Raw genomic sequence first — 23,479 nt, 5'->3', positions numbered from 1 at the left:
GTCAGTCCCAGTTCACGCCACATTCGCGGCACAGAAACACCACGGCATCCTGCGTCTCGACATCGTCGTGAAGTTCGGCCCGGCGATCGAACGCGATGGCAAACCAAGCCACGTCGTCGACGCGAACGTCATCGGTGCCGCACAGCGGGCAAGTCTCGACGGTCGTGATAGCCATGCCCAGACGCTAACCCTGCCCACCGACACCGCTGGCAGCGACGCGCGATCCGCGCAGGATCACCCGGTGTTCTGCAGTCCCGCCGCGACCCCGCTCACCGAGAGCAGCAGAAGGCGCTGCTGATCGGGGTCCGCGGGGCATCGGATGCCGCGGCGTCCCTAAGCCCGCGCAGCGCTCGCAGCTGAAGCAGCGACAGCGCATCGACATAGGGGCTACGGAGCTTCACCGCACGCTGCAGCACAGGCTTGTTGGCAAGCACCTCGTCGCCCCCGGTGAGCCTCACGACCCACGAGCGGGTCAGCGTCATCTCGTCGAGGACGAGGCCTGCCAGGTCGTCGCGGTCGCCGAGTTCGAGATAGCGGCGCGCGATCCGCGGGTCTGTCTTGGCAAGGCTCATGCCGACGTTGTCGATCATGGTCCTAAAGAGCGGCCATTGCTCGTAAGCCTCGCGCAGCAGGTCTTCGTCGCCGACGGCGTCAAGCGCGGTGCCCAGGCCGAACCATCCGGCGAGGTTGATGCGCGCCTGCGCCCAGGCGAACACCCACGGGATGGCGCGCAGGTCCGCGAGGGACTCGACCGACAGGCCGCGGCGTGCTGGCCGAGAGCCGAGCGCGAGCAGCCCGATCTCTTCCATCGGGGTGACCTGGGCGAACCACGGCGCAAACCCCGGGGCCTTCACGAGGTCGAAGAAGCGCTGGCGGGATGTCGCATCCAGCGTCGCCGCGACGTCGGCGAACTTCCGCGCAGCGCCCGAGTTGCGCCGCTCGATCGAGGGTGCGGATGCCAGCAGCGCAGCTGCAGCTACCTGATCGATGTGGCGCATCGCGATCTCGGGGTCGCCGTAGCGAGCGAAGATCACCTCGCCCTGCTCCGTGAGCTTGAACCGGCCATCGACCGAGTGCGGCGGCTGCGCGAGGATCGCGGAGTTCGCGGGGCCGCCTCCGCGGCCGAGCGCACCGCCACGACCGTGGAAGAGCGTGAGCTCGATTCCCTCGTCCTTCGCCCAGGCGGCGATGTCGGCCTGCGCCTCATAGAGCGCGAGTGTCGCGGCGACCGGCCCGACATCCTTCGACGAGTCCGAGTAGCCGAGCATGACCTCCAGGCGCCGACCCGTGCGCTCCAGCCTGTCCGCGAACTCGGGATGCTGCACGATCTCCGCAAGGATGCCCGGTGCAGCCTGCAGGTCAGCGAAGGTCTCGAACAGCGGGATCACATCGAGCACCGGCATCCGTCCGTCCTCGCCGACCGCGTGGCGCGCGAGGCGATGGACGTTCGCGAGATCTTCGGCGGACTGGGTGAACGACACGATGTAGCGGCCCGCCGCTGCCGGACCGTAGCGTTCCTGCAGGAACGCGATCGTCCGGAAGACCTCGAGCACCTCGTCGGCCTGCTCCGAAAGCTCGCCGGCCGAACCGGCAGCCGCATCGAGCTCGGCCAGCACTTTCGCGTGCACAGCCGAGTGCTGCCGCACTTCGAGCTCCGCGAGGTGGAAACCGTAGGTCTCGACCTGCCAGATCAGCTGCTGCAGGTGACCGTAGGCCTGCCTGGCAGCCCCCGCTGCGACGAGCGAGTCCTGCACGGTGCGCAGGTCGGCGAGGAACTCGCTCGGCTCGCGGTACGCGAGGTCGGCATCCCGCAGCCGCGTTGCGTCGATCTTGCGCGCGAGCATCAACAGGATGCGGCGGTGCGGCTCGTTCGGCGACCGCTTCGCGATCTCGGTAGCTGCCTCTTCGTCTGCAGCCTTCAGCCGCTTCCACAGGGTCACCAGTGCGTCGGACGGTGGCGTGGTCTCGGCATCCAGGGTGAGGGTTCGCCCGATGCGCTGCGTCGTGCGCTCGAGCCCCAGCAGGATGTGCTCGGCGGCGATGCCAGCGGCCTTGCGGGTCACGGATGCCGTCACGAACGGGTTTCCGTCGCGGTCGCCGCCGACCCACGAGCCCACGCGCACGAAGGGGGCGACGAGCGGTGCGCGACCACCCGCGTTCGTGCCCTGCAGCATGTCATCGAGGCGCCGATACACGGCGGGGACCACGGTGTAGAGCGTCTCGTCGAAGATCGCCATGACCGAGCGCACTTCGTCGACCGGCGACGGCTTCTCAGGTCGCAGCGGGGCTGTGCGCCACAGGGTGTCGATCTCTTCGACCATCCGCCGTTCCAGGCGCGCCGTGTCGTTGCCGTCGCGCAGGCGGTCGTCGTGCTCCTGCAGCAGCCCCGCGAGGCGACGGATGCTGGAAGAAATCGCCCGGCGACGCGCCTCGGTGGGGTGCGCCGTGAAGACGGGGTGGAAGCGCAGCGCCTGCAGGCGGGCGAGCGCGGTATCCTCACCGACTTCGTCTGCGAGGCGCGCGTACGCGGCCTCGATCGAGTCGGCTGCGCCCTCGCTGTCAGGGCGGCCGTCGCGCTCGCGCACGATCCGCACTCGCTGGTGCTCTTCGACGAGGTTCACGAGGTGGAAGTACGCCGTGAACGCGCGGGCCACCTCATGTGCACGCTCGATGGAGAATGACTCGGCAACCTCGGTGGCATGCGCGAAAGCCTCGGGCGTCTCATCCGTGTAGGCCTGGATGGTCGCAAGGCGCAGGCGCTCGACATCCTCGAACAGCCCCGGCGACCCGCTCTCGCGGAGCACTTCACCGAGGAGCGAGCCGAGCAGGCGCACATCGGCGCGCATCTGCTCGGGTATCTCCTGACCCGCTTCGTATCGGCCGACGAGGTCGATGGCTTCGGTCCGGGTCAGTTCATACATGGATTCCACCGTATCTGCCAGGTGTTTCATCAAGGTGACGTGTGACGAGTCGTGACGGGTGCGACCCGAGTCGGCTTCGAGGTGCATCGGGCCCCGCCGGTAGGATAGGGGGCGGAGAGCCGGGAAGTCTGGTCGGCGTCGGCTGCCGCATCCCCCGAAAGGACTCCATGTCGTTGCTTCGCTCTGCGCGTTTTCCCGCCATCATGCTGCTGGTTGCTGCTGCCGCGGGACTCATCATCGCGAACTCCCCGATCGGCCACAGTGTGCAGGAACTGCAGCACACCTACGTCGGCATCCCGGGCGTCTTCGAGCTCTCGGTGGGTCACTGGATCGCTGATGGACTTCTTGCGTTGTTCTTCTTCGTCGTCGCCGTGGAGCTGCAATTCGAGCTGACCAACGGACAGCTCAACTCGGCGCGCAAGGCGCTGCAGCCCGCGATCGCCGCGGCGGGCGGCGTGATCGTGCCGATCGCGGTCTACCTCGCGTTCGCGTGGGGCACGGAGTCAGCCGACGGATGGCCGATCCCGACAGCCACCGATATCGCCTTTGCCCTCGGCGTCCTCGCGGTCTTCGGCAAAGGTCTGCCCTCGGGCGTGCGGATCTTTTTGCTCGCGCTCGCGATCCTCGACGACATCGTCGGCATCATCTTCATCGCGGTGCTCTTCACCGACGGCGTCAACATCGCTCTCCTTGCCGCTGCGGCAGTGCTCGTCGTGATCTTCGGGTACCTGAGCCGCAAGCTCGATACCCGGGCGCGCGCCGCCCTCATCCCGATCCTTCTGCTGCTTGCCGCGGGCACGTGGGTTCTGGTCTACCTGTCGGGTGTTCACGCCACGATCGCCGGCGTCGCGCTGGGCCTTGCGATGGCCCAGCAGCCCGCGCTTCACACGCGGCACGCCATGGAGCCGTGGGTCAACGTCATCGTGCTCCCGCTGTTCGCCTTCTCGTCGGCACTCGTCATCATCCCGGCCGTCTCGATCGAAGAACTCACGCCGGCCTTCTACGGCATCCTGATCGCGCTGCCGGTCGGAAAGATCCTCGGCATTTCGCTGTTCGGGTGGATCTCGCAACGTGTTGCGCACGACCCCGCGATGCCGCGGTTGCCGCTTGCTGACCTCATCGCCGCCGGCGCGCTCGGGGGCATCGGCTTCACAGTGTCGCTGCTGCTGTCTGAACTCGCATTCGAAGGCAACGACCTCCTCACCGACGAGGCTGTCCTGGGTGTGCTCTCCGGCTCGTTGATCTCGGTGATCATCGCCGGCATCCTGGTGTCGACGCGCGCTCGCCACTACCGGCGGCGGGCAAGTTCCGTCAGTGAACCGAGCGAAGCAGCGACGTCATGACCGACCCGGCCGAGCCGACCTCAGCGGACCCGCTGCGCCGGGCTGCCGACACGATGCGAGCGGTGCGCGACAGGTGTGTGTGGACCCAGCAGATCGATCACCGGGCGCTCGTGCCCTACCTCGTCGAGGAGAGCGCCGAATTGATCGATGCGGTGGAGGTCGGGACACGAGCCGACCTGCGGGAGGAGCTGGGCGACCTGCTGTGGCAGGTGCTGTTCCACGCCGAGATCGCTTCGCGTGACAGCGATGACCCGTTCGACATCGATGATGTAGCCCGCACCCTCACCGACAAGATGGTGCGCCGGCATCCGCACGTTTTCGCCGGCGAAACTGCCGAGACGCCCGAGCAGGTGTTGGTGCTGTGGAACGCCGCCAAAGCCGAAGAGAAGCGCGCTCGCACGAGCGTCTTGGATGGCGTGAGCGAACGGATGCCGACACTCGCGCTCGCGCAGAAACTGGTGGGAAAGGCCGGGTCGCTGCCCGCACTGACATCACCGCGACTCGGTGGTGGCGCCGACGCGACACCGCCGGCGACTCCTGCGTCCGAAGATGAGCTCGGCGACGCGCTCCTCGCCCTCGTCTCGACCGCCCGGGATCACGGCTGGGATGCCGAGCGCGCACTGCGCCAACGACTGCGCACGCTCGCGGGGGAGATCCGGGCTGCCGAAGCGGAGCCTGCCGACCTGGAAGAATAGGCCGGTGCCACCCGTCACCCCGCCGCGCGGCATGCGCGATTTCCTCCCCGCCGACAAGGCTCGCCGAGAGCGCGTGCTCGCCGTCATCCGACAGCGCTACCGCGCCCACGGCTTCGACGAGATCGAGACTCCGGTCGTCGAAGACTACGAGCGGCTGCACGCCGGTATCGGTGGTGACAACGAGAAGCTCGCCTACAACGTCCTTCGTCGCGGACTGGATGCCGACGGCATCCGGGCGGCAGCCGACGACCCCGCAGCGCTCTCGGACCTCGGCCTGCGGTACGACCTGACGGTGCCGCTTGCACGCTTCTACGCGAGCCACCGGGCCGAGCTTCCGGGCGTGTTCCGTGCCGTGCAGATCGCGCCGGTCTGGCGTGCCGAAAGGCCTCAGAAGGGTCGATACCGGCAGTTCGTGCAGTGCGACATCGACATCATCGGCGATCCTTCGTCGCGCGCCGAAGCCGAACTCATCACCGCCACCCTCGACGCGCTGGACGCGCTGGGGCTCGAGGGCGGCATTGTGCGCGTGAACGATCGTCGTCTGTTGGATGCGATGCTCGATCACTTCGGCTTTCCCCAAGCAGAGCGTCCGGGCGTGCTCATCACGATCGACAAGCTCGACAAGATCGGTGCGGTGGGTGTGGCGACCGAACTGCGTGAACGCTCGGCGGCGCCCGAAGCGGTCGACGCCCTCGCGGAATTCTTGGCTCGGGAAAAGGGCACCGTGAGCGGCTTCGACGAGGAGCAGATCCGTGCAGCGCTGCCCGACGGGCTCGAGGGAGAGGCCATCGGCGCCCTCGCCGCGATCGGCGATGCAGTCGCGGTTGCCCGCGGGGGAGAGGCTCCGCTGGTGTTCGATCCGTTCCTCGTTCGCGGCATGGGCTATTACACCGGCACGATCTTCGAGATCGCCCACCCGCTGGTGTCCTACTCGCTCGGTGGCGGGGGTCGCTACGACGGCATGATCGGCCGGTTCCTCGGCCAGGACGTTCCCGCCGTCGGGTTCTCGCTCGGCTTCGAACGGCTCGTCGACCTCGTCGCGGACGCAGCCGATGACGACATTGACGCCGTCGTGCTCGTTCACGACCGGGAGGTCGAGCTCGCTGAGCTCGTCGCGCTGAAGTCAGCGCTCGTGGCCCGGGGAAGTCGCGTGCGCCTCGAGCAGCGCCCGAAGAACCTCAAGCCGCTGCTGGATCGCGCGACCGCCGACGGGTACACCCACTTCGCGGCAGTCCGCCCGGGAGCGACCATCGACACCCTCGAGCTCAAGCAGCTCGGCTGATCCGTTTACCGCTCGTTCGTTCACCGGTGCGTCAGCGGCGATTCAGATCGAGCGGCTCAAATCGCACCATGAGCCGGATCACGACCGGGGCGCTGTGGGCAGCGGCGGTGGTGGGCGCCGCGGCGACGACGGCCCTTGCCGCGCGCGCGTTGCTCGATCGCCAGGCCGCGCAGGCCCGGCGACTCATCGGCAAACCGCTCGGTGAGGACGCGCTCGAGGCCGATCGGGTGTGGCGCCGAAAGCTCGAGGGTGACCCGATCGAGCTTCTCGTGCTGGGTGACTCGATCGCCGCGGGTCTCGGCGCGCAACGGCGCAAAGAGACGCTCGGCGCACGTCTGGCGATCGGACTGGCGAAGAAGGCGAAGCGCCCCGTGAGGCTGCGCACTGCGGCGGTCGTCGGCTCGGAGTCTTCGGCCTTGGGAGCCCAGCTCGACGAGCTCGCCGATGACTATCGGCCGGATGTCGCAGTCATCGTGGTCGGCGGCAACGACATCACGCACCGCGTCGCGGTATCCACCTCCGTGCGGCACCTTGTCGCGGCGATCGAACGGCTGCGCGGACGGGGTACGCAGGTCGTGGTGGGAAGCTGCCCAGACCTCGGCGCGCTGCGGCCGGTGCCGCAACCCCTGCGATCGCTGGGGTCGAGGATGTCGCGCCAGCTCGCCGACGCGCAGGAGGAGGCCGCGGTCGGCGCCGGCGCCTACGCCGTGTCGCTCCGTCACGCGGTCGGACCGTTCTTCATCTCGCAGCCCGATGAGATGTTCAGCCTGGACCGCTTCCACCCGAGCCCGCTCGGCTATCGGCGCACTGCCGAGGCCCTCCTTCCGGCGGTCGCGGGTTCCTTGGGCTATGGGAGAACGAGCGCAGCGACCCGCCATCCGCGAATCCAGGGAGTGCCTTCGAATTGAGGCACGACCGTCGATCATCTTTTGTAATTGTTCTATTGCAACTAGAATAAAAGAGTGCTGATTCGCATCGACCCCTCGCGAGACGTTCCCCTCTGGGAACAAATCGCCGCGTCCGTCCGGAGCGCGGTCGCGGGAGGTCGCCTGCGAGCGGGTGACCGGCTCCCCTCCGCGCGCGAGGTCGCGGACGCGCTGGATCTCAACCTGCACACCGCGCTTCACGCCTACCAACACCTGCGAGACGAAGGTGTCATCGATCTGCGCCGCGGCCGCGGCGCCGTCGTAACGGATGCCGCCGCCGCGCTTCGCGAGCTCCACGACGACGTTCTGGCCCTCGCCCAGCGGGCTCGCGATCTTGGAATCGCTCCGGGAGCGCTCGCTTCTCTTCTTGTGGATGCGAATGCCCGCACCCCTGACGGCGTGATCGGCGGGCCCGACAACCTGGCGAGCGACTCGCGCGACGCTTGCCGCCCATCCGAAGAGGAGACCTCATGACCGACAACTCCGCCGCGCTCGCGCGTGCGCGTCGCGCATTCCTGTGGCTGGGTATCGCCCTGCCGCTCGTCCTGACGGCCGTCGCCGTCGGAGTGCAGGTCGCGGCGTTGCCATCCTTGCCCGACCCGGTCGCGATCCATTGGAATGCCGCCGGGGAGGCCGACGGGTTCGCGCCCCCGTGGGTCGTGCCGCTGTTCAGCGCAGGCTTCGGCATCCTGCTCACGGCACTCCTTGGAGTCTTCGCGCTCCTGGGGACGCGTGAGGGCGAGTGGGGGCCGACGATGCGCTTCCTCGGCACGATGACGCCTGCAGTGGTCGGGGCGATCCTCGTCCTGACCACCTGGGCAACGCTGGCGCAGCGCGGGCTGGTGACCGGCGAGGCAGCGCCGGGCGTCCTGCCCGCACTTCTGGCCGGCGGTGTCGCCGGGGTCGTCCTCGGCGTTCTCGCGTGGTTCTTGCAGCCGGCGGTGACTGTCAGCGGCGGGACCGTCGCAGTCGCCGACGATGGCCATGTGCCCACCTTCGCACCGGGAGAGCGCGTCGTGTGGATGCGTAGCGTCACGATGTCCCGGCTCGGGATGGTCATCCTCCTCGGACTCGGAATCCTCCTCCTGGGTGGTGCGGTGTTCGACGCTCTTGCTGGGGGATCAGCCTGGCCCATTCTGCTCTCGGTTGCTCTTGTGGTGGGGCTCGCGATCACCGCGACCGGCCTCTTCCGGGTGCGGGTCGACGACTCCGGCGTGCGGGTGATCAGCTATCTCGGTGTTCCGCGCTTCCACGTTCCGCTGACCGAGATCGCTGCCGTGCGCGCCATCCTCGTCAACCCGCTGGCGGACTTCGGCGGGTGGGGCGTGCGCACCGCGCTGGACGGCCGGACGGGCGTCGTTCTGCGTCGCGGCGAGGCGCTCGAGATCGCCAAGAGAAGCGGGCGCGTGTTTGTCGTGACCGTCGATGACGCCGCAACGGCTGCGGCGGCGATTGAGGGCCTTCGCGCCCGTGAGGAGGCAAAGAAGTGACCAACGACCAGCAGGCCACCCGGGTCGCCACGAGTGCCGCTACCGACCAATTCCGGCGCCAGCCACCACTCGCACCAGAGCGAACCCGTTGACCTCGCCCCCTCCGGCGCGGTTGTCTGGCGATATGACAGTGCCAACTCCGGATGCGTGGACGCGTGTCGATCACTACCTGACAGAGACTCTTGTCGAGCAGGATGCTGCGCTCGAGGCGGCACTTGCCGATCAGAGCAGCGCTGGGCTGCCGGCGATCGAGGTAGCCCCCGTGAACGCCAAGTTCCTGCACCTGCTCGCAAGAATCGCCGGCGCCCGCCGGGTGCTTGAGGTCGGCACGCTCGGTGGGTACTCGACGATCTGGCTGGCCCGCGCGCTTCCCGCTGGGGGGAGGGTGATTACGATCGAGGCGGAACCGGTCAACGCGTCGATCGCGCGCGCCAACCTCGATCGAGCGGGCGTCGGAGATCGCGTTGAGGTCCGCGTCGGGAAGGCCGCTGACGTCTTGCCGACCCTCGCGGAGGGCGACCCGTTCGACCTCGTCTTCATCGACGCTGACAAGGAGTCCAACACGCTCTACCTCGACTGGGCTGCGCGCCTCGGGCGTCCGGGAACCGTTGTCGTCGTCGACAACATCGGCCGATCCGGCCAGGTCGCCGATCCGCTCGACACGACCAGCCAGGTCGTCGGTACCCGGCGCGGACTCGAGATGCTCCGCGATGATCCGCGGTTCGATGCGACTGCCCTGCAGACCCTCGACCGCAAGGGATGGGATGGGATCGCGCTCGCGGTGGTGGTCTGAGCTTTTCTCCGCCCAGCGGGCCTGTGGCGCAGCATCCGTCGTCACTAGACTCGATGTCGGACCGACGACGCTCCGACACAACCCTCCCAAACAAGGAGTCCTTTCGTGGCATTGATTGAGGCTGTAGGCGCGCGCGAGATTCTCGATTCGCGCGGCAACCCGACCGTCGAGGTGGAAGTCCTCCTCGAAGACGGCACCGTTCAGCGGGCGGCCGTCCCGTCCGGTGCATCCACCGGCGCATTCGAGGCGTATGAACTGCGTGACGGCGACAAGAGCCGGTACGGCGGCAAGGGCGTGCTCAAGGCCGTCGCTGCCGTCATCGACGAACTCGGCCCCGCGCTTGAGGGCGTGGATGCCAGCGAGCAGCGCATCGTCGATGAGATCCTCATCGAGACCGATGGCACCGACAACAAGTCGCGCTGCGGCGCGAACGCGATCCTCGGCGTGAGCCTGGCCGTCGCCAAGGCCGCGGCCGACAGCGCCGACCTGCCGCTGTTCCGCTACCTCGGCGGACCCAACGCGCACGTGCTGCCCGTTCCGCTGTTCAACGTCATCAACGGTGGCGAGCACGCCGACAACGGCATCGACTTCCAGGAGTTCTTCCTCGCACCCATCGGCGCTGAGACCTACGCCGAGTCGCTGCGCTGGGGCACCGAGACCTACCACGTCCTCAAGGGCGAGCTGAAGGCTGCGGGCTTCTCGACCGGCCTCGGTGACGAGGGTGGTTTCGCCCCCGACCTGCCCAGCAACCGCGAGGGCCTGGACTTCCTCATGAAGGCGATCGAGAAGGCCGGCTTCACCCCCGGCAAAGACATCGCCGTGGGTCTGGATGTCGCTGCCACCGAGTTCTTCTCCGACGGTGTCTACACCGTCGAGGGCAAGCCGTGGACGGCAGCTGAGCTGACCGACTACTTCGCGGACCTCGTCGCGAACTACCCGATCGTCACGATCGAGGACGCGCTCGCCGAGGACGACTGGGACGCGTGGAAGGCTCTCACCGACGCGATCGGCTCGAAGGTGCAGCTGGTCGGTGACGACCTGTTCGTGACCAACCCGAGCCGCCTGCAGCGCGGCATCGACCTGGGTGTTGCTAACGCGCTGCTGGTGAAGGTCAACCAGATCGGCACGCTCTCCGAGACCCTGGATGCCGTGGCTCTTGCCACCTCCAACGGCTACCGTTCGATGCTGTCGCACCGCTCGGGCGAGACCGAAGACACCACGATCGCCGACCTCGCGGTCGCCGTGAACTGCGGTCAGATCAAGACCGGTGCGCCTGCCCGCAGCGAGCGTGTCGCGAAATACAATCAGCTTCTGCGCATCGAAGAAGAACTCGGCGACGCGGCGGTCTTCGCCGGTCGTGGAGCCTTCCCGCGATTCAAGGGCTGATGCGCTCGAACTGACCTGACGAGAGGGGAGCCGCGATGACGAATCCGGCTCCCCCTTCTCGTTCCCGCGGTGCTCGCTCGGCGCGCCGCGTCGACGTGCGGGGCTGGCTCGGCGGCATCCGGCTCTCAGGCTTCATGGTGATCATGCTGGGCCTCGTCGTTCTCGCGGCCTTCGTCCTGGTTCCGACCGTGGGCACCTACCTCGAGCAGAGGCAGCGGATCGCGGCACTCGAACAGGCTGTGCAGGTAACTCAGGACGAGATCGCAGCTCTCGAGACCGAGAAAGACCGGTGGCAGGACCCGGCCTACATCACGACGCAGGCTCGGGAGCGGCTCTATTACGTGCGCCCCGGTGAGGTCGTGTATCTCGTCGACGATGATCTTCCCGACTCGGCGATACCCGCAGAGCAGGCGCCCGTGAGCGATGAGGTCGTGCAAACCACGACCGACTGGATGTCGCAGCTCGTGCGCTCGGTGACCGCGGCGGGGCTCGCGAAGACCGCCGCGCTTCCGGTCATCGGGATCCCCGATCCTGAGCCGACTCCCTCGGAGTCGACAGTCGCGCCGTGACCGGCGCTCGGGTTCGGACAGCAGCAACTGTCTGACGAGTCTGCGTCGCCGCAGGACACGCAGCCGAACTTCAGGAGCTCATCGGTAGCCTGGAGAGGTGTCCAGGCCTCCGTTCGCTCCCGTCACCGAGGCTGAACTCGCCGTTCTGCGCGAGCAGCTGGGTCGCCCGGCTCGAGGCGTGCTCGGGATCGCCGCGCGTTGCGCGTGCGGAAACCCGACGGTTGTCGCCACCGCCCCGCGACTTCCCGACGGCACGCCGTTTCCGACGTTCTATTACCTGACGCATCCGGGTGCGACGGCCGCGATGTCGGTGCTCGAGGCCGACCACACCATGCGTGAGCTGGCTGACCAGCTCGATGTGGACGACGAGATCGCGGCGGTCTACCGTCTCGCGCACCAGAGCTATCTCGAGGACCGCGCCCAGTACGGCGACCCGGAGGAGATCGCTGGTATCTCGGCGGGCGGCATGCCGACACGCGTGAAGTGTCTGCACGCTGTGCTGGCGCACTCGCTTGCCGCGGGGCCGGGGTGAACCCGATCGGGGACCGGGCGCTGGCACTGTCAGATTGGTCCCCGGATCGTTGCGTCTGCACCGACCCGGGAGCTGCCATCCGCCCGGTGGAGGCTGTTTCCGAGGAGATCGCGTGAGCGCTGCGACGGCGCCAGAGACCCGCCGCCGCTCTCTCGGGCGGCTGGCAGCCGTGACGCTCGCGATCGTCGGCATCATCGCGCTGCCCGGTTTCACCGTTCCCCCCTCGCCGTCGCCGTCTGAGGCCGACCCGCTCCGGGCGGCGGAGTACTGGCTCGACGATTACGGCATCCGGGACGCCTGGAAAACCTCCACGGGCGCAGGCGTGAAGATCGCCATCATCGACACCGGAATCGGCAAAGGACCCCCGGAGTTCTCGGGAGTTGTCGGCGGCACGGATGTCTCTGGCCTCGGGTCGCCGGACGGTCGCACGCCCGTGGGAGCGCGAGACCCCGATCACGGCAGCTGGGTCGCGTCCCTCGCCGCCTCCCGCGGAACAAGCCCTGTGACCGGCATGATCGGTGTGGCACCGGATGCCGAGCTCCTGTCGATCTCGGTGGGATTCGGTGTGTCGGCATCCGTCCCCTTCACGGAGCAGATCGCTCAGGCGATCTATTGGGCTGTCGACAACGGCGCCGACATCATCAACCTGTCGTTCACGACGAATACCCCGGACTGGGATCGCAGCTGGGACGACGCATTCATGTATGCCTTCGAACACGATGTCGTGGTCGTCGCGGCCGCCGGAAACCGGGGGAGCGGGACGGGAGTCGTCGGTGCCCCGGCAACGATCCCCGGTGTTCTCGTGGTCGGCGGAGTGGATCCGCAGGGGCGCGCAAGCCTGGACGCCTCGACGCAGGGCATCACGATCGCTGTCGTTGCGCCGAGCGAGAAGCTCCTGGGCGTCTCTGCCGACGGCACCGTGGTCGAATGGCCCGGCACCAGTGGTGCTGCCCCGATTGTGGCGGGTATTGCCGCACTCGTGCGTTCCGCCTATCCCGACATGGATGCCGACAATGTCATCAATCACATCATCCGCACCGCGACCCCGCCCGCCGGAGTGACGGAGCTTCCCGATCCGCTCTACGGGTACGGCCTGGTGGATGCGCAGGCCGCGGTGACGGCATCCGTACCCGCGGTCAGCGAGAACCCCCTGGGGAGCCTCGCGGAGTGGATCACCATCTACCGTCGGGCAAATCTCGTGCCCGATCCCGAGCCGACAGTTCCCCCCGCCGCAGTCGAACCCCTCCCTCCCGTGGAGCAGCAGGCTGCGGCCTCGCCGCTGCTGCCGAGTACCGAGTCACTGCTGTATGGGACTGTTCCGCTGACGGCGGGCACGGTCGCGGCTATACTGGTGGCGCTCGGCGTCACCGCTGCTGTCCGACGCGTCCGATTGGCGTCCCGCGCCCCCCGCCGCTGAAACATCTCAGGAGTTCTCCCATCGTGAGCAACACCACGCCCAGGATCCTTATTGTCGGCGGAGGGTATGCCGGCTTTTACACGGCCTGGAAACTCGAGAAGCACCTTCGCCGCGGCGAAGCACAGGTGACGATCGTCGACCCGCTTCCGTACATGACCTACCAACCGTTCCTTCCCGAGGTCGCTGCGGGCTCGATCGAGGCTCGCCACTCGGTGGTGTCGCTGCGTCGTCACCTCAAGCGCACGCGCGTCGTGACGGCCAAGATCACCGGAATCGACCACGCCAACAAGGTAGCGACGGTTACTCCGGCCCTCGGTGAGCCGTGGCAGGAAGAGTACGACCAGATCGTGGTCACCGCGGGCGCCGTCTCGCGCACCTTCCCGATCCCCGGGATCGCCGACAACGCCATGGGGCTGAAGACGATCGAAGAGGCCGTCGCGATCCGCGACAAGCTCTTCTCGAACTTTGACAAGGCAGCGACTCTTCCCCCGGACCCGAGCGGGAGCGCCTGCTCACCGTCGTCGTCGTGGGTGGTGGGTTCGCGGGCATCGAGGTCTTCGCCGAGCTTCGCTCCATCGCATCCGCTCTGCTCAAGAAGTACCCCGAGCTGAGCTTCGACGAGACCCACTTCCACCTCGTCGAGGCGATGGGCCGGATCATGCCCGAGGTCTCGCTCGAGACTAGCAAGTGGGTCCTGAAGTCACTCGGTGAGCGCGGTGCAGCAGTCCACCTCGACACGCAGGTCACCGGAGCGGTCGGCGGCAACGTCGAGCTCTCCACCGGGGAGGTCATCCCGAGCGATCTGATCGTCTGGACCGCCGGTGTCATGGCAAACCCGACAGTCGTGCGGGGCAGCGACCTGCCCGTCGAGGAACGTGGCCGCATCCGTACCCGCGCCGACCTTCGCGTCGGCAGCGAGGATGAGATCGTCGAGGGTGCCTGGGCCGCCGGTGACGTTGCGGCGGTGCCCGACCTCACGGGCGGTGGCGTCGGCGGGTACTGCGTTCCGAACGCGCAGCACGCCGTGCGTCAGGCCAAGCTCATGGCCAAGAACATCACCGCGGTCCTGCGCGGCGAGCTTCCCGTCGAGTACGTGCACAAGAACCTCGGCGCCGTCGCGGGTCTTGGTCTGTACAACGGTGTATTCCAGTCGGGCAAGCTTGCGCTCAAGGGCTTCATCGCCTGGCTTGCGCACCGCGGCTACCACGGCCTGGCGATGCCGTCGTGGGAGCGCAAGTGGCGGGTCATCTGGGGTTGGTGGAACAACCTCTGGCTCGGCCGTGACATCGTGAACCTGTCGACCGTGCAGCACCCGCGGTACGTGTTCGAGGAGTTTGCGGCGCGTCCGAAGCCAAAGCCGGCCGAGTCGGAGCCTGAGAAGGTCGCCGCGAAGTCCTGACACTGTCGGTCGCGGGCGCCCCTGCGGGTAGCGTGGGATCGCTGATCACGGCGCGCCCCCGTAGCCCAATGGCAGAGGCAGGCGACTTAAAATCGCTCAAGTGTGGGTTCGAGTCCCACCGGGGGTACACGGCACCGTGCCGCGCGCAGCGCGGCGGGGTGCCGTGTCGCTTTGGTGGGCGAGAAGCCCACTCGGGCCCACGCCGCCGGAGGCTCTGCGCGCTGCGCAGCGGCGCGTGGAGTGGCGGTGGGGCGGGGTTCGAGAGCCACACTGGGGGTGTGCGGGTGTGTCACTCGTTGCGGGTGATGCGGGCGGCCGCTCCCGGGGCGATGTGGTGGAGGGTGGTCAGGATCCGTGCACGACCGATGACGATCTCGTCCTTGCCGCGCTCGATCGCCTGGGCCGCTTGCTGGGCAGCATCCTCGGGCGATATCTTGCCGCTCCCGCGACCGCGGGTCATATCGGTATCCACAAGCGGGAGCATGATGCGAATCGAGCTCAACTGGGGGTGGCTCTTAGCCCACTGGTAGTGAAGCGACAGGGCGAATGCGGCGAGTCCCGCCTTGGCGGCGCAGTAGGCGGGCGCGGACTGTTTGGGCGCAAAGCCGAGCGTGCTCGTGATGAAGGCGACCCCAGCGCATGACTGTTCTTCGAGATGAGGGCGCGCGAGGGCGGTCAGGGCGAGCGGTGCCTCCAAATCGACTCGGATCTCGCGGAGCGAGGCCTGCTCGGCCTGCGCGGATGTGTCCGCGTCGAACCGGATGCCGGTTTGCGTCGCTGCGTTGTTCACGAGGAGCGTCAATCCACCGAGGTGATCGGCGGCGGTCTCGATGAGACGTCGCCGATCACCGGGATCTTCGACGTCCGCGACGATCCCGGTGAGTCCGTGCGCGTTCGCCGCGGCGACGGCTTCGACGGATCGTCCGCAGACCGCGACGAGGGCGCCCGTGCTCTGCATCCGGCGCGCCAGGGCCCATCCGAACCCGCGGGTGCCGCCCGTTATCAGCACACGCTCAGTGAGCGCGGTCGGCGCGCTCACGCAGCACCGGCGCCTGTCTCTGCGGCGCGGTAGCCGTCCTCGATCCCCACGAGAATCTGGTCGACGCGGAAGTACGGCTCGGAGAAGAAGGAGGTGTCGCGGAGCTTCTCGAAGAGAAGATTCCAGTCCGCAAGGTCGGTCACGTGGGCGATGAGGATGTCGGACGACGCGGCGGAGTAGGACTCCACGTCGATCCACTGGGTGTGGATTCGGGGGTGCGCCGCGAACGCGGTGAGCAGTTCGTCGGCACGGACGGCGGCGCGTCGTTCGTGGGGGAGGCGGAGCCAGGAGGGGAGTGCCGTGAGATGGACGAAGACGACGAATCGGGTTTCTGTAGCAGCTGCTTCGTTAATCATGAGGCGAGCGTAAATGTAGCAACTGCTACAGTCAAGGAGTGGCGAGACCCATTGATGCGCAGCGACGACAGGAACTGCTCGACGGCACTGTCGACTACATCATCGGGCACGGAGTCGCCGGACTTTCACTGCGACCCCTCGCGGACGCGTTGGGAACGAGTGATCGGATGCTCATTCACCACTTCGGCTCGAAGCAGGAGCTGCTCACCCAGGCGCTCGCGGCAAGCGCGCCCCGTGTGCCCCTGTTCGACACCAGCGCGCGCCTCGACGACACCATCCTCGGCATATGGCACGCCATGGCCGAGGGGAGTCAACGAGCCCGCGTCATGCTGACGCTCGAAGTGATGGCGCTTGCCGTTCACGACGAGACACTCCGACCTCTCGCTCTGGCAACGACCACGGAGTGGCTCGACCGCGTTACGGAAGCACTTGAGCACCACCCGGCCTACAGTGGTGATCCGCGTGAGGGCGCCACCCTCCTCGTCAGCGGACTGAAGGGGTTCGCTCTCGATCTCTACGTGACGGGAGACACTGCGCGCGTGGAGTCGGCCGTGCGGCGGCTCGCTCGAGCGCTCGTCGACCTCTAGTGGCGTGTGGATGGCTGCCGCATGGGTTCGAATGCTTCACTCGCTCAATTGGCATGACCATGCGATCTCGCGCTCGAACTGGCCCGTGCGCTGAAATAGCCGCACCTGCTCCGTTCCCGCCAGCGCGACCGCGAGATCGTCGCGGTCTGCGGGCAGGAATCCCAGGCTTTGCCAGAACGGTCCCGAGCGGCGGCTGAAGAGCCACGCGCGCCGCACCCCCTCCTGCGAGGCTTGGTGGAGGGCGAACCGCGCCGCTTCCGCGCCTCGGCCACCAGACCGGAGGCGCGGAGTGACCGCGACGCTCCGGATGAGTACGTGAACACCGTCGGCGCTCAGTTCGTACCCGGCGCTTGCGACGATGGCGCCGGTGGGGTCGCGCTCGATCCACAGCCGCGCGGTCGGCGAGTCCAGCCCGCTCGCGGTGAGATCCACGCGGCCGAGAAACTCCTCGAGGTCGTGGATATCGCCCACCTGACATGGCTCGAGTCTCACGTGCCAAGTCAATCACCGATGGGCCGCGCGGGCGTGTCAATGTCGTACCCCCTCGTAGTGTCGGGGTATGGATGAGGTTGGCATGGGCGAGTCGGGGCAGCGGCCCGAGGGTCCGGATGCTGACGTGTTCCTGTATGAGGGTGATGTGCGGGAGTGGGATGCCGAGGTGGCGGGGTGGGTTCCGCCGCGTCCGGACGCTGTCGCCCTGGTGTTGGAGGCTGCTGATTTGGAGGCGGTGTTCGCTGCGCAACGGTTCGCGCGGGTCGATGACCTCCGCCTGGAAGCGTTGGATGATGTGTCCCGGTATGGGGGTGGGTCCCGGGAGTTGGTGATGCGCTCCCTGCGGCTCGAGCTCGCGTCCGCGTTGCGGATCACGGAGAACGCGGCGGGGATGATGCTTGCCCGCGCCGAATCACTCGTGCACTCCTACCCGGCCGTGTTGGAGTCCCTCTCCCACGCAAACGTGACGGTCCGGCACGCGGAGATCCTCGTCGATGACCTCGATGTACTCGACCCCGATATCGCGGCGGGCCTGGTGGGTCGGGCGTTGGGGTTGGCGGAGTCTCTGCCGGTGGGGTCGTTCCGGCGCGCGTTGCGCCGCCTGATTGACCGGGAAACCGCCCCGACGTTGACAGAGCGGCATGAGGTGGCGGTGCGGGGTCGTCGGATCCTGGTGGAGCCGGCGGGGGATTCGATGTCGTGGGTTCACGCGTTGGTCCCGTCGGTGGAAGCCCACGCGATCTACGGGCGGGTCACCCAGAAGGCTGTGGTGATCCGTGACCATGACCGCGGTTCGACCCGGGGCGGGGAACCGGGGGATGGGTCGGAGCGGAGTCTGGATGAGATCCGCGCTGACGTGTTCTGCGACCTCCTCATTGACGGGACCGTTCCCCAGCACCCAAAGCAGGCTCGGGGCATCCAAGCAACCGTTGTCGTCACCGTCCCCGCCCTCGCGCTCCTCGGCGTCGACGGGGTGACCGATCCGGCGGAGGTGGAAGGCGTCGGTCCGATCCCGATCGAACGGGCCCGGGAGCTCGCCGGTGCCGCGTCGGGGTGGATGCGGGTACTGACCCACCCCGAAACCGGGGCCGTCATCAGTGTCGGGCGCACGAAGTACCGGCCACCACCGGAGCTCGCGAAGCTCGTGAAGTGGCGGGCTGACCGGTGCATGGGACCGGGATGCTCGAAACCAGCGTCGCAGTGTCAGATCGACCATTCGGTCGCGTGGGCAGACGGCGGGGAAACATCGGTGACCAACACGGCACCGTTCTGCCAGGGCCACCACACCGTGAAGCATCACGGCGGGTGGCAGATCACCCACCTGGGTGACGGGTCCCTGGAATGGGTATCCCCACACGGGCGCCGATACGTCGTGAAGCCTGAGCGACACCTCCCCACCTTCTACCCCAACGCAGCCTGATCGCGCCGGGAGCCGACGATCAGGATCGGCGCGAACGAAATCCAGGCACCGCCGTCACCGCATCGCTGCAGCTGGGCCGATCGGGGCGTGGCCGCTAGATGCGTCGGTCACTCCGCGAGCGTCGGTTGTTTCAGCGGTTGTCGCCCGGCGCCGCGCTGAGGCACGAGGGCCAGAACAGCGGCGACAACGATCGCACCCGCACTCACGCCGTACAGCACAAAGCTCCAGCCCGAATGATCGGCGCCAGAGGTGAGGTAGGTATCTGCCAACGCCATACCGGGGCCGAATGACGCGATGAAGTATGCAGGCGCGCCGAACGCAAGAAGTGAGGCATAACCGATCCCGATAGCGCGGGCACCGATGGTCGGCTGCCGCGAGAGCAGAAGCATGAGCAGCACGGCCAGCGCCGGCCCGAGACCCAGGATCGCCAGGACTAATGGTGTGCCGATGGCCTCACCTGCCTGGGCGAGATCGGTATGAATCTGACTGAGAGGCTTCCCCGGCGCGAGCGCGAGAGGGTTCAGCACCAGGATCTGCACCGCCGCCAATGCCGCATAGAGAAACACCGCGATCGTCCCAACGATTGCAGCGACACTGACGCGAAACGTCGGGCTCTCCCGTCTTGTCATGGCGGCACCCTAACCCGCTCACCTGCGCTCTACCAGAGTGGATGCGCGCGAGCCTGTCGTGACCGGAAGCGCTCCGCCTGCCCGGGTAGAGTGCCGTCATGGTGTCGCTTGCTCAGGCCATCGCGGATGCGAAACAGCCGGCTCACGACGCCGCCGCCTATTGGCGCAGGCAAACGGATGCCATAGCCGACGTTTCCGGCCCCGTGGCGACCCTGCACCTCGGGGCGCTCCGGCACAACGCACTCGACATGGCGGTGCGCGCTGCGGGCGTCCCCATCCGGGTCGCGAGCAAATCCGTCCGGGTGCGAGAAGCGATCGACGCGACCCTCGCGCTCCCGGGCTACGCCGGCATCCTGGCCTTCACGCTGCCCGAAGCACTCTGGCTCGCCGAAACTCATGACGACGTCGTTCTCGGATATCCGACCGTTGACCGCGCAGCGATCGCCGCCCTCGCCGAGAACGAGCAGGCCTGCGCACGCGTCACCCTCATGGTCGATGACCTTGCCCAGCTCGACGTTGTTGACGCCGTCGTACCGCCCCGCGCGCGGCCCACCATCCGCGTCGCGATCGACGCTGACGCATCCTGGCGCGCCCCCGCGCTCGGCCACATCGGCGTGCGCCGCTCACCCGTGCACGAGCCGGGGGAGGTGGCGAGCCTCGCGAGAGCCATCACCAGACGCGATGGCTTCCGACTCGTCGGACTCATGATGTACGAGGCGCAGATCGCGGGCCAGGGAGATGCCACCGGCTCCGGTGACGGCCTCATCCGATGGATGCAGCAGCGCTCCTCCGCAGAGCTTCTGGCCCGGCGCGAAGCGATCGTGGCGGCCTTGCGCTCCATCGCGCCCCTCGAGTTCGTCAATGGTGGCGGAACGGGCTCGCTCGAGTTCACCGCATCCGATCAGGCGGTCACGGAGGTGACAGCGGGAAGCGGGCTGTTCGCCGGTCACCTGTTCGACGGATACCGCATCTTCACGCCCCAACCCGCTGCGGCTTTCTCGCTCGAAGTGGTCCGCAAGCCCACTCCCGACATCGCGACGGTGCTCGGCGGCGGATGGATCGCGTCAGGCCCGCCCGTCGCGTCGCGCCAACCGAAGCCGGTATGGCCCCAAGGCCTTCGCACACTGCCCCGTGAAGGAGCAGGCGAGGTGCAGACCCCGCTGCAGGGTGAAGCTGCTCGAAGCCTGCGCGTCGGAGACCGGGTGTGGTTCCGGCATGCCAAGAGTGGGGAGCTCGCCGAACGAGTCGAGCGCTATCTTCTCGTGGATGATGACAGGGTTGTCGGCGAGGCTCCGACGTATCGCGGCGAAGGGAAGGCGTTCCTGTGACACGACCCGGCGGCATGTGGCAGAACTGGGGACGCTCGGCGCGGGTGCGGCCGCAGAGCGTCGAGTTTCCGGCATCCGCGGATGCCGTGCAGCGGTCGGTGCAGGCAGCCCTAGCCCGAGGCCGGCGCATCAAGGCGGTGGGTGCCGGGCACAGCTTCACCGGTATCGCCGTCGCACCCGACGTGCTGCTCGACCTCACCGACCTCTCCGGGCTCGTGTCGATCGATCACGAACGGCGCCGCGTGACGCTGCGCGCCGGAACGAGGCTGCACCAGATCCCGGGGATCCTCGCGCGCTACGGCCTGGCGATGCAGAACCTCGGAGACATCGACCGGCAGACGATCGCGGGAGCCATCTCGACCGGGACGCACGGGACCGGTGCTGCCTTCGGCGGGATCTCCACCCAGATCGTCGGTGCCACACTCGTCACGGGGACCGGCGACATCCTGCGCGTGAGCGACACCGAGAACGCCGACCTCCTTCCCGCCGTCGCCCTCGGACTCGGCGCCCTCGGCATCCTGGTCGATGTCACGGTCCAGTGCGTTCCAGCTTTCGTGCTCGAAGCTACTGAGCGCCCGGAGCCGCTCCTCGACGTTCTTGACTCCCTCGATGACCGGGTCGCGAGCACCGACCATTTCGAGTACTACTGGTTCCCGCACACGGATGTCGCGCTGACCAAATCCAATACTCGTCTGCCCGAATCCGCCGTCCGCAAGCCCTTGCCGCCGGTGGGGAAGTGGGTCGACGAGACACTCCTCGCGAACGGTGTCTACCGAGCGGTGTGCGGTGTCGGTGCCCGCGTTCCGGCTGTCGTGCCCCCGTTCTCTCGGCTCGCGGTCAAGCTCACCGGCAACCGCGACTACATCGACCGGTCCAACCGCGTCTTCACCCAGAGCCGCACCGTGCGTTTCCGCGAGATGGAGTACGCGCTCCCGGCCGCCGCTGTGCGCCCCGCGTTCGACGAAATGCGTGCGCTCATCCGCGCTCGTGGATGGCGGATCTCCTTCCCGGTGGAGGTCCGATTCGCCGCCGGCGACGATCGGTGGCTCTCGACAGCGCATGATCGCGGCTCGGGCTACATCGCCGTCCACAGGTACTGGCGCGAAGATCCGACTGAGTACTTCACCGCCGTCGAGCAGATCATGCTCGCGCACGGCGGAAGACCCCACTGGGGAAAGATGCACACGTTGGATGCCGATCAGCTGCGTGAGCGCTACCCCCGGTTCGACGACTTCCTCTCGCTGCGCGACAGGCTCGACCCGCGCCGGGCATTCCAGAACACCTACCTGGAGCGGGTTCTCGGGGCCTGATCCAGCTGCGGCGGTACCCGACGCACTCACAGTCAGTGAGCAGGCGAGTCCCCTAGGATGGGGGCCATGTGGGAGTGGCTGATCCCGGTTCTGATCGTCGTGGCGCTCATCGTCATTGTCGGTATCTATTTCTGGGCGACATACAACTCGCTCGTGCAGCTCAATGTGCGCGTCGACGAGGCATGGAGCGACATCACCGTCCAGCTCAAACGACGAGCAGACCTGATCCCGGGGCTGATCGAAACCGTCAAGGGCTATGCGGCCCACGAACGCGCGGTTTTCGAGAACGTCACCCAGGCGCGCGCCGAGACGCTGTCGGCATCCGGCCCGGCGGAGGCGGGAGTCGCCGAGGGGCACGTGCAGCAAGCGCTGAAGTCGCTGTTCGCCGTCGCCGAGGCCTACCCGCAGCTGCAGGCCAGCACGAACTTCCTGCAGTTGCAGCAGGCTCTGGTCGACACCGAAGACAAGATCCAGGCATCCCGCCGCTTCTACAACGGTGGCGTTCGCGAGTTGAACACGAAGATCAAGGTCTTCCCGAACAACCTTTTCGCCAAGAATCTCGGCTTCAGCGAGCGCGAGTTCTTCGAGGTCGTGGACGGGGCAGCGATCTCCGAACCGCCGCGCATCCAGTTCTGATCGACCTCCTGAGGTCGCATGTACAGCGCCATCGCGCGGAATAAGCGCAATACCTGGTTCATCCTCGTCTTGTTCGTCCTGGGCCTGGGGGCAATCGGGCTGCTGGCCGGATGGCTCATGGGCAACAACTGGTGGGTCACCGCTTTCGTGCTGATCTTCGCCGTCGGCTACGCCACCGTGCAGTACTTCGCGGCAGACCGCGAGGCCCTCGCGATGGCCGGGGCCATCCAGGTGTCCCGTGAGGAGGCACCGCGCTATTACCGGCTCGTCGAGAATCTGTGCATCACGACCGGCACCCCGATGCCGCGACTGTATGTCGTCGAGGATGCCGCGCCGAATGCCTTCGCCACCGGCCGCAAGCCCGAGGAAGCGGCGATCACCGTGACGACGGGCCTGTTCGAGATCATGACCGACCGCGAGCTCGAGGGCGTTCTGTCACATGAGCTCGGCCACATTCGCAACTACGACATCCGGGTCTCGCTCATCGTGTTCGGCCTCGTCGTGGCGGTGGGGCTGCTGGCAGACATCCTGATGCGGATGGCGTTCTTCGGTGGTCTGCGCCGTTCGGGAGGCAATAACGGCCAGGCGCAGCTACTTTTCCTCATCTTCGGGATCGTGGCAGCGATCGTCGCACCGCTGTTGGCAGGCGCCGTGCAGGCGGCGATCTCGCGTCAGCGTGAGTACCTTGCCGACGCCACCGGCGCGCTCACGACCCGTGACCCCGACGGCCTCGCCTCCGCGCTCGCGAAGCTCGAGACACACGCGCAACCCCTCCGCCGCGAGAACACGTCGATGGCCCACCTGTGGTTCGCGAATCCGCTCAGCGCCAAGGGCATGTCGCGCCTGTTCGCCACGCACCCCCCGATTCCCGCGCGCATCGAACGGCTGCACACGATGGGCGGCCAGTTCTGACCTTTCCGGTTCGCCAG

General features: G+C 67.5%; 21 protein-coding genes, 1 tRNA gene and 3 pseudogenes. 19 read left to right on the top strand and 6 right to left on the bottom strand.

Going from position 1 to position 23,479, the window contains the following annotated elements; translation table 11 throughout:
• Position 1 precedes the first annotated feature (1 nt).
• Both MICSW_RS10510 and MICSW_RS10505 read right to left on the bottom strand, forming a co-directional pair.
• Positions 2–175: a hypothetical protein gene (locus MICSW_RS10510; protein WP_228177015.1), complete on the bottom strand. Its 174-nt coding sequence runs from the start codon at positions 173–175 to the stop codon at positions 2–4.
• Between the two features lie 59 nt (positions 176–234).
• Positions 235–2,921, bottom strand: a pseudogene (locus MICSW_RS10505) (phosphoenolpyruvate carboxylase).
• 167 nt (positions 2,922–3,088) lie between these two features.
• Between MICSW_RS10505 and nhaA the strand changes: the two are divergent.
• From nhaA to MICSW_RS10440, 13 genes and pseudogenes are all read left to right on the top strand, one after another.
• Positions 3,089–4,264: a Na+/H+ antiporter NhaA gene (gene nhaA, locus MICSW_RS10500; protein WP_464495677.1), complete on the top strand. Its 1,176-nt coding sequence runs from the start codon at positions 3,089–3,091 to the stop codon at positions 4,262–4,264.
• Entirely contained in the window at positions 4,261–4,959 is a 699-nt protein-coding gene (locus tag MICSW_RS10495; RefSeq protein WP_228177018.1) for a MazG nucleotide pyrophosphohydrolase domain-containing protein, read from the top strand. Before nhaA ends, MICSW_RS10495 begins: the two co-directional genes overlap by 4 nt.
• A 31-nt stretch (positions 4,960–4,990) precedes the next feature.
• Positions 4,991–6,241, top strand: coding sequence for a histidine--tRNA ligase (gene hisS / locus MICSW_RS10490; protein ID WP_228177180.1), 1,251 nt, complete (start codon positions 4,991–4,993; stop codon positions 6,239–6,241).
• A gap of 68 nt (positions 6,242–6,309) precedes the next feature.
• On the top strand, positions 6,310–7,149 hold the full coding sequence (locus MICSW_RS10485; RefSeq protein ID WP_228177019.1) for an SGNH/GDSL hydrolase family protein: 840 nt from the start codon (positions 6,310–6,312) through the stop codon (positions 7,147–7,149).
• Positions 7,150–7,203: 54 nt separating this feature from the next.
• Positions 7,204–7,641, top strand: a complete 438-nt coding sequence (locus MICSW_RS10480) for a GntR family transcriptional regulator (protein ID WP_464495676.1) — start codon at positions 7,204–7,206, stop codon at positions 7,639–7,641.
• Positions 7,638–8,657 (top strand): DUF1648 domain-containing protein, encoded by a 1,020-nt coding sequence (locus MICSW_RS10475; protein WP_464495674.1) that lies wholly within the window; start codon positions 7,638–7,640, stop codon positions 8,655–8,657. The genes MICSW_RS10480 and MICSW_RS10475 overlap by 4 nt, the downstream gene beginning before the upstream one ends.
• 124 nt (positions 8,658–8,781) lie before the next feature.
• Complete coding sequence (locus MICSW_RS10470; protein ID WP_464495671.1) at positions 8,782–9,450, top strand: O-methyltransferase; 669 nt, start codon at positions 8,782–8,784, stop codon at positions 9,448–9,450.
• A 105-nt stretch (positions 9,451–9,555) separates the two neighbouring features.
• Positions 9,556–10,836, top strand: coding sequence for a phosphopyruvate hydratase (eno, locus tag MICSW_RS10465; protein ID WP_228177023.1), 1,281 nt, complete (start codon positions 9,556–9,558; stop codon positions 10,834–10,836).
• 35 nt (positions 10,837–10,871) lie between these two features.
• The gene (locus tag MICSW_RS10460; RefSeq protein WP_228177024.1) at positions 10,872–11,405 is read left to right on the top strand and encodes an FtsB family cell division protein; all 534 of its coding nucleotides are present in this window, start codon (positions 10,872–10,874) and stop codon (positions 11,403–11,405) included.
• A 97-nt stretch (positions 11,406–11,502) separates the two neighbouring features.
• Positions 11,503–12,053 (top strand): annotated as a pseudogene (locus tag MICSW_RS10455) (DUF501 domain-containing protein).
• Positions 12,050–13,354 carry a S8 family peptidase gene (locus tag MICSW_RS10450; RefSeq protein WP_464495667.1) on the top strand — a complete coding sequence of 435 codons (1,305 nt, stop codon included), beginning with the start codon at positions 12,050–12,052 and terminating at the stop codon, positions 13,352–13,354. Before MICSW_RS10455 ends, MICSW_RS10450 begins: the two are co-directional and overlap by 4 nt.
• Positions 13,355–13,377: 23 nt before the next feature.
• Positions 13,378–14,753: pseudogene (locus MICSW_RS10445) on the top strand (NAD(P)/FAD-dependent oxidoreductase).
• A gap of 54 nt (positions 14,754–14,807) precedes the next feature.
• Positions 14,808–14,880: transfer RNA gene (locus tag MICSW_RS10440), tRNA-Leu, on the top strand.
• A 162-nt stretch (positions 14,881–15,042) separates the two neighbouring features.
• Here the strand turns inward: MICSW_RS10440 and MICSW_RS10435 are convergent.
• Both MICSW_RS10435 and MICSW_RS10430 read right to left on the bottom strand, forming a co-directional pair.
• Positions 15,043–15,792, bottom strand: coding sequence for an SDR family NAD(P)-dependent oxidoreductase (locus tag MICSW_RS10435; protein ID WP_464495665.1), 750 nt, complete (start codon positions 15,790–15,792; stop codon positions 15,043–15,045).
• Positions 15,789–16,148, bottom strand: coding sequence for a darcynin family protein (locus MICSW_RS10430; protein WP_292725777.1), 360 nt, complete (start codon positions 16,146–16,148; stop codon positions 15,789–15,791). Before MICSW_RS10430 ends, MICSW_RS10435 begins: the two co-directional genes overlap by 4 nt.
• A 38-nt stretch (positions 16,149–16,186) precedes the next feature.
• Here MICSW_RS10430 and MICSW_RS10425 point away from each other — a divergent pair, with 38 nt between their 5' ends.
• Entirely contained in the window at positions 16,187–16,735 is a 549-nt protein-coding gene (locus MICSW_RS10425) for a TetR/AcrR family transcriptional regulator (RefSeq protein ID WP_464495664.1), read from the top strand.
• A gap of 36 nt (positions 16,736–16,771) precedes the next feature.
• Here the strand turns inward: MICSW_RS10425 and MICSW_RS10420 are convergent, their stop codons facing one another.
• Complete coding sequence (locus tag MICSW_RS10420) at positions 16,772–17,227, bottom strand: GNAT family N-acetyltransferase (RefSeq protein WP_464495661.1); 456 nt, start codon at positions 17,225–17,227, stop codon at positions 16,772–16,774.
• 67 nt (positions 17,228–17,294) lie between these two features.
• Between MICSW_RS10420 and MICSW_RS10415 the strand changes: the two genes are divergently transcribed.
• A complete protein-coding gene (locus MICSW_RS10415; protein WP_464495658.1) occupies positions 17,295–18,647 on the top strand; it encodes an HNH endonuclease signature motif containing protein in 1,353 nt (450 codons plus the stop codon).
• 107 nt (positions 18,648–18,754) lie between these two features.
• Here MICSW_RS10415 and MICSW_RS10410 read toward each other — a convergent pair whose 3' ends face one another.
• A complete protein-coding gene (locus tag MICSW_RS10410) occupies positions 18,755–19,276 on the bottom strand; it encodes a hypothetical protein (protein WP_464495657.1) in 522 nt (173 codons plus the stop codon).
• Between the two features lie 98 nt (positions 19,277–19,374).
• On the opposite strand from MICSW_RS10410, the gene MICSW_RS10405 reads away from it, so the two are divergent.
• The 4 genes from MICSW_RS10405 to MICSW_RS10390 all read left to right on the top strand — a co-directional run bounded on the left by MICSW_RS10405 (position 19,375) and on the right by MICSW_RS10390 (position 23,462).
• Complete coding sequence (locus tag MICSW_RS10405; RefSeq protein WP_464495654.1) at positions 19,375–20,604, top strand: alanine racemase; 1,230 nt, start codon at positions 19,375–19,377, stop codon at positions 20,602–20,604.
• Positions 20,601–21,914: a D-arabinono-1,4-lactone oxidase gene (locus MICSW_RS10400; RefSeq protein WP_464495651.1), complete on the top strand. Its 1,314-nt coding sequence runs from the start codon at positions 20,601–20,603 to the stop codon at positions 21,912–21,914. Before MICSW_RS10405 ends, MICSW_RS10400 begins: the two co-directional genes overlap by 4 nt.
• A 66-nt stretch (positions 21,915–21,980) precedes the next feature.
• Entirely contained in the window at positions 21,981–22,550 is a 570-nt protein-coding gene (locus MICSW_RS10395; protein ID WP_228177035.1) for a LemA family protein, read from the top strand.
• 18 nt (positions 22,551–22,568) lie between these two features.
• The gene (locus MICSW_RS10390) at positions 22,569–23,462 is read left to right on the top strand and encodes a M48 family metalloprotease (protein ID WP_228177036.1); all 894 of its coding nucleotides are present in this window, start codon (positions 22,569–22,571) and stop codon (positions 23,460–23,462) included.
• Positions 23,463–23,479: the final 17 nt, after the last annotated feature.

The sequence above is a fragment of the Microbacterium sp. SW12 genome (assembly GCF_055391095.1).
The sequence above is the reverse complement of the archived record's forward strand: the minus strand, read 5'-3'. Positions and strand labels throughout refer to the sequence as shown.

Coding starts and splice junctions, on each gene's coding strand:
- MICSW_RS10470 (WP_464495671.1), top strand. CDS start 8,782: ATGACAGTGCCAACTCCGGATGCGTGGACGCGTGTCGATCACTACCTG.
- MICSW_RS10390 (WP_228177036.1), top strand. CDS start 22,569: ATGTACAGCGCCATCGCGCGGAATAAGCGCAATACCTGGTTCATCCTC.
- MICSW_RS10395 (WP_228177035.1), top strand. CDS start 21,981: ATGTGGGAGTGGCTGATCCCGGTTCTGATCGTCGTGGCGCTCATCGTC.
- MICSW_RS10495 (WP_228177018.1), top strand. CDS start 4,261: ATGACCGACCCGGCCGAGCCGACCTCAGCGGACCCGCTGCGCCGGGCT.
- MICSW_RS10475 (WP_464495674.1), top strand. CDS start 7,638: ATGACCGACAACTCCGCCGCGCTCGCGCGTGCGCGTCGCGCATTCCTG.
- MICSW_RS10430 (WP_292725777.1), bottom strand. CDS start 16,148: ATGATTAACGAAGCAGCTGCTACAGAAACCCGATTCGTCGTCTTCGTC.
- MICSW_RS10460 (WP_228177024.1), top strand. CDS start 10,872: ATGACGAATCCGGCTCCCCCTTCTCGTTCCCGCGGTGCTCGCTCGGCG.
- MICSW_RS10485 (WP_228177019.1), top strand. CDS start 6,310: ATGAGCCGGATCACGACCGGGGCGCTGTGGGCAGCGGCGGTGGTGGGC.
- MICSW_RS10410 (WP_464495657.1), bottom strand. CDS start 19,276: ATGACAAGACGGGAGAGCCCGACGTTTCGCGTCAGTGTCGCTGCAATC.
- nhaA (WP_464495677.1), top strand. CDS start 3,089: ATGTCGTTGCTTCGCTCTGCGCGTTTTCCCGCCATCATGCTGCTGGTT.
- hisS (WP_228177180.1), top strand. CDS start 4,991: ATGCGCGATTTCCTCCCCGCCGACAAGGCTCGCCGAGAGCGCGTGCTC.
- MICSW_RS10510 (WP_228177015.1), bottom strand. CDS start 175: ATGGCTATCACGACCGTCGAGACTTGCCCGCTGTGCGGCACCGATGAC.
- MICSW_RS10415 (WP_464495658.1), top strand. CDS start 17,295: ATGGATGAGGTTGGCATGGGCGAGTCGGGGCAGCGGCCCGAGGGTCCG.
- MICSW_RS10405 (WP_464495654.1), top strand. CDS start 19,375: ATGGTGTCGCTTGCTCAGGCCATCGCGGATGCGAAACAGCCGGCTCAC.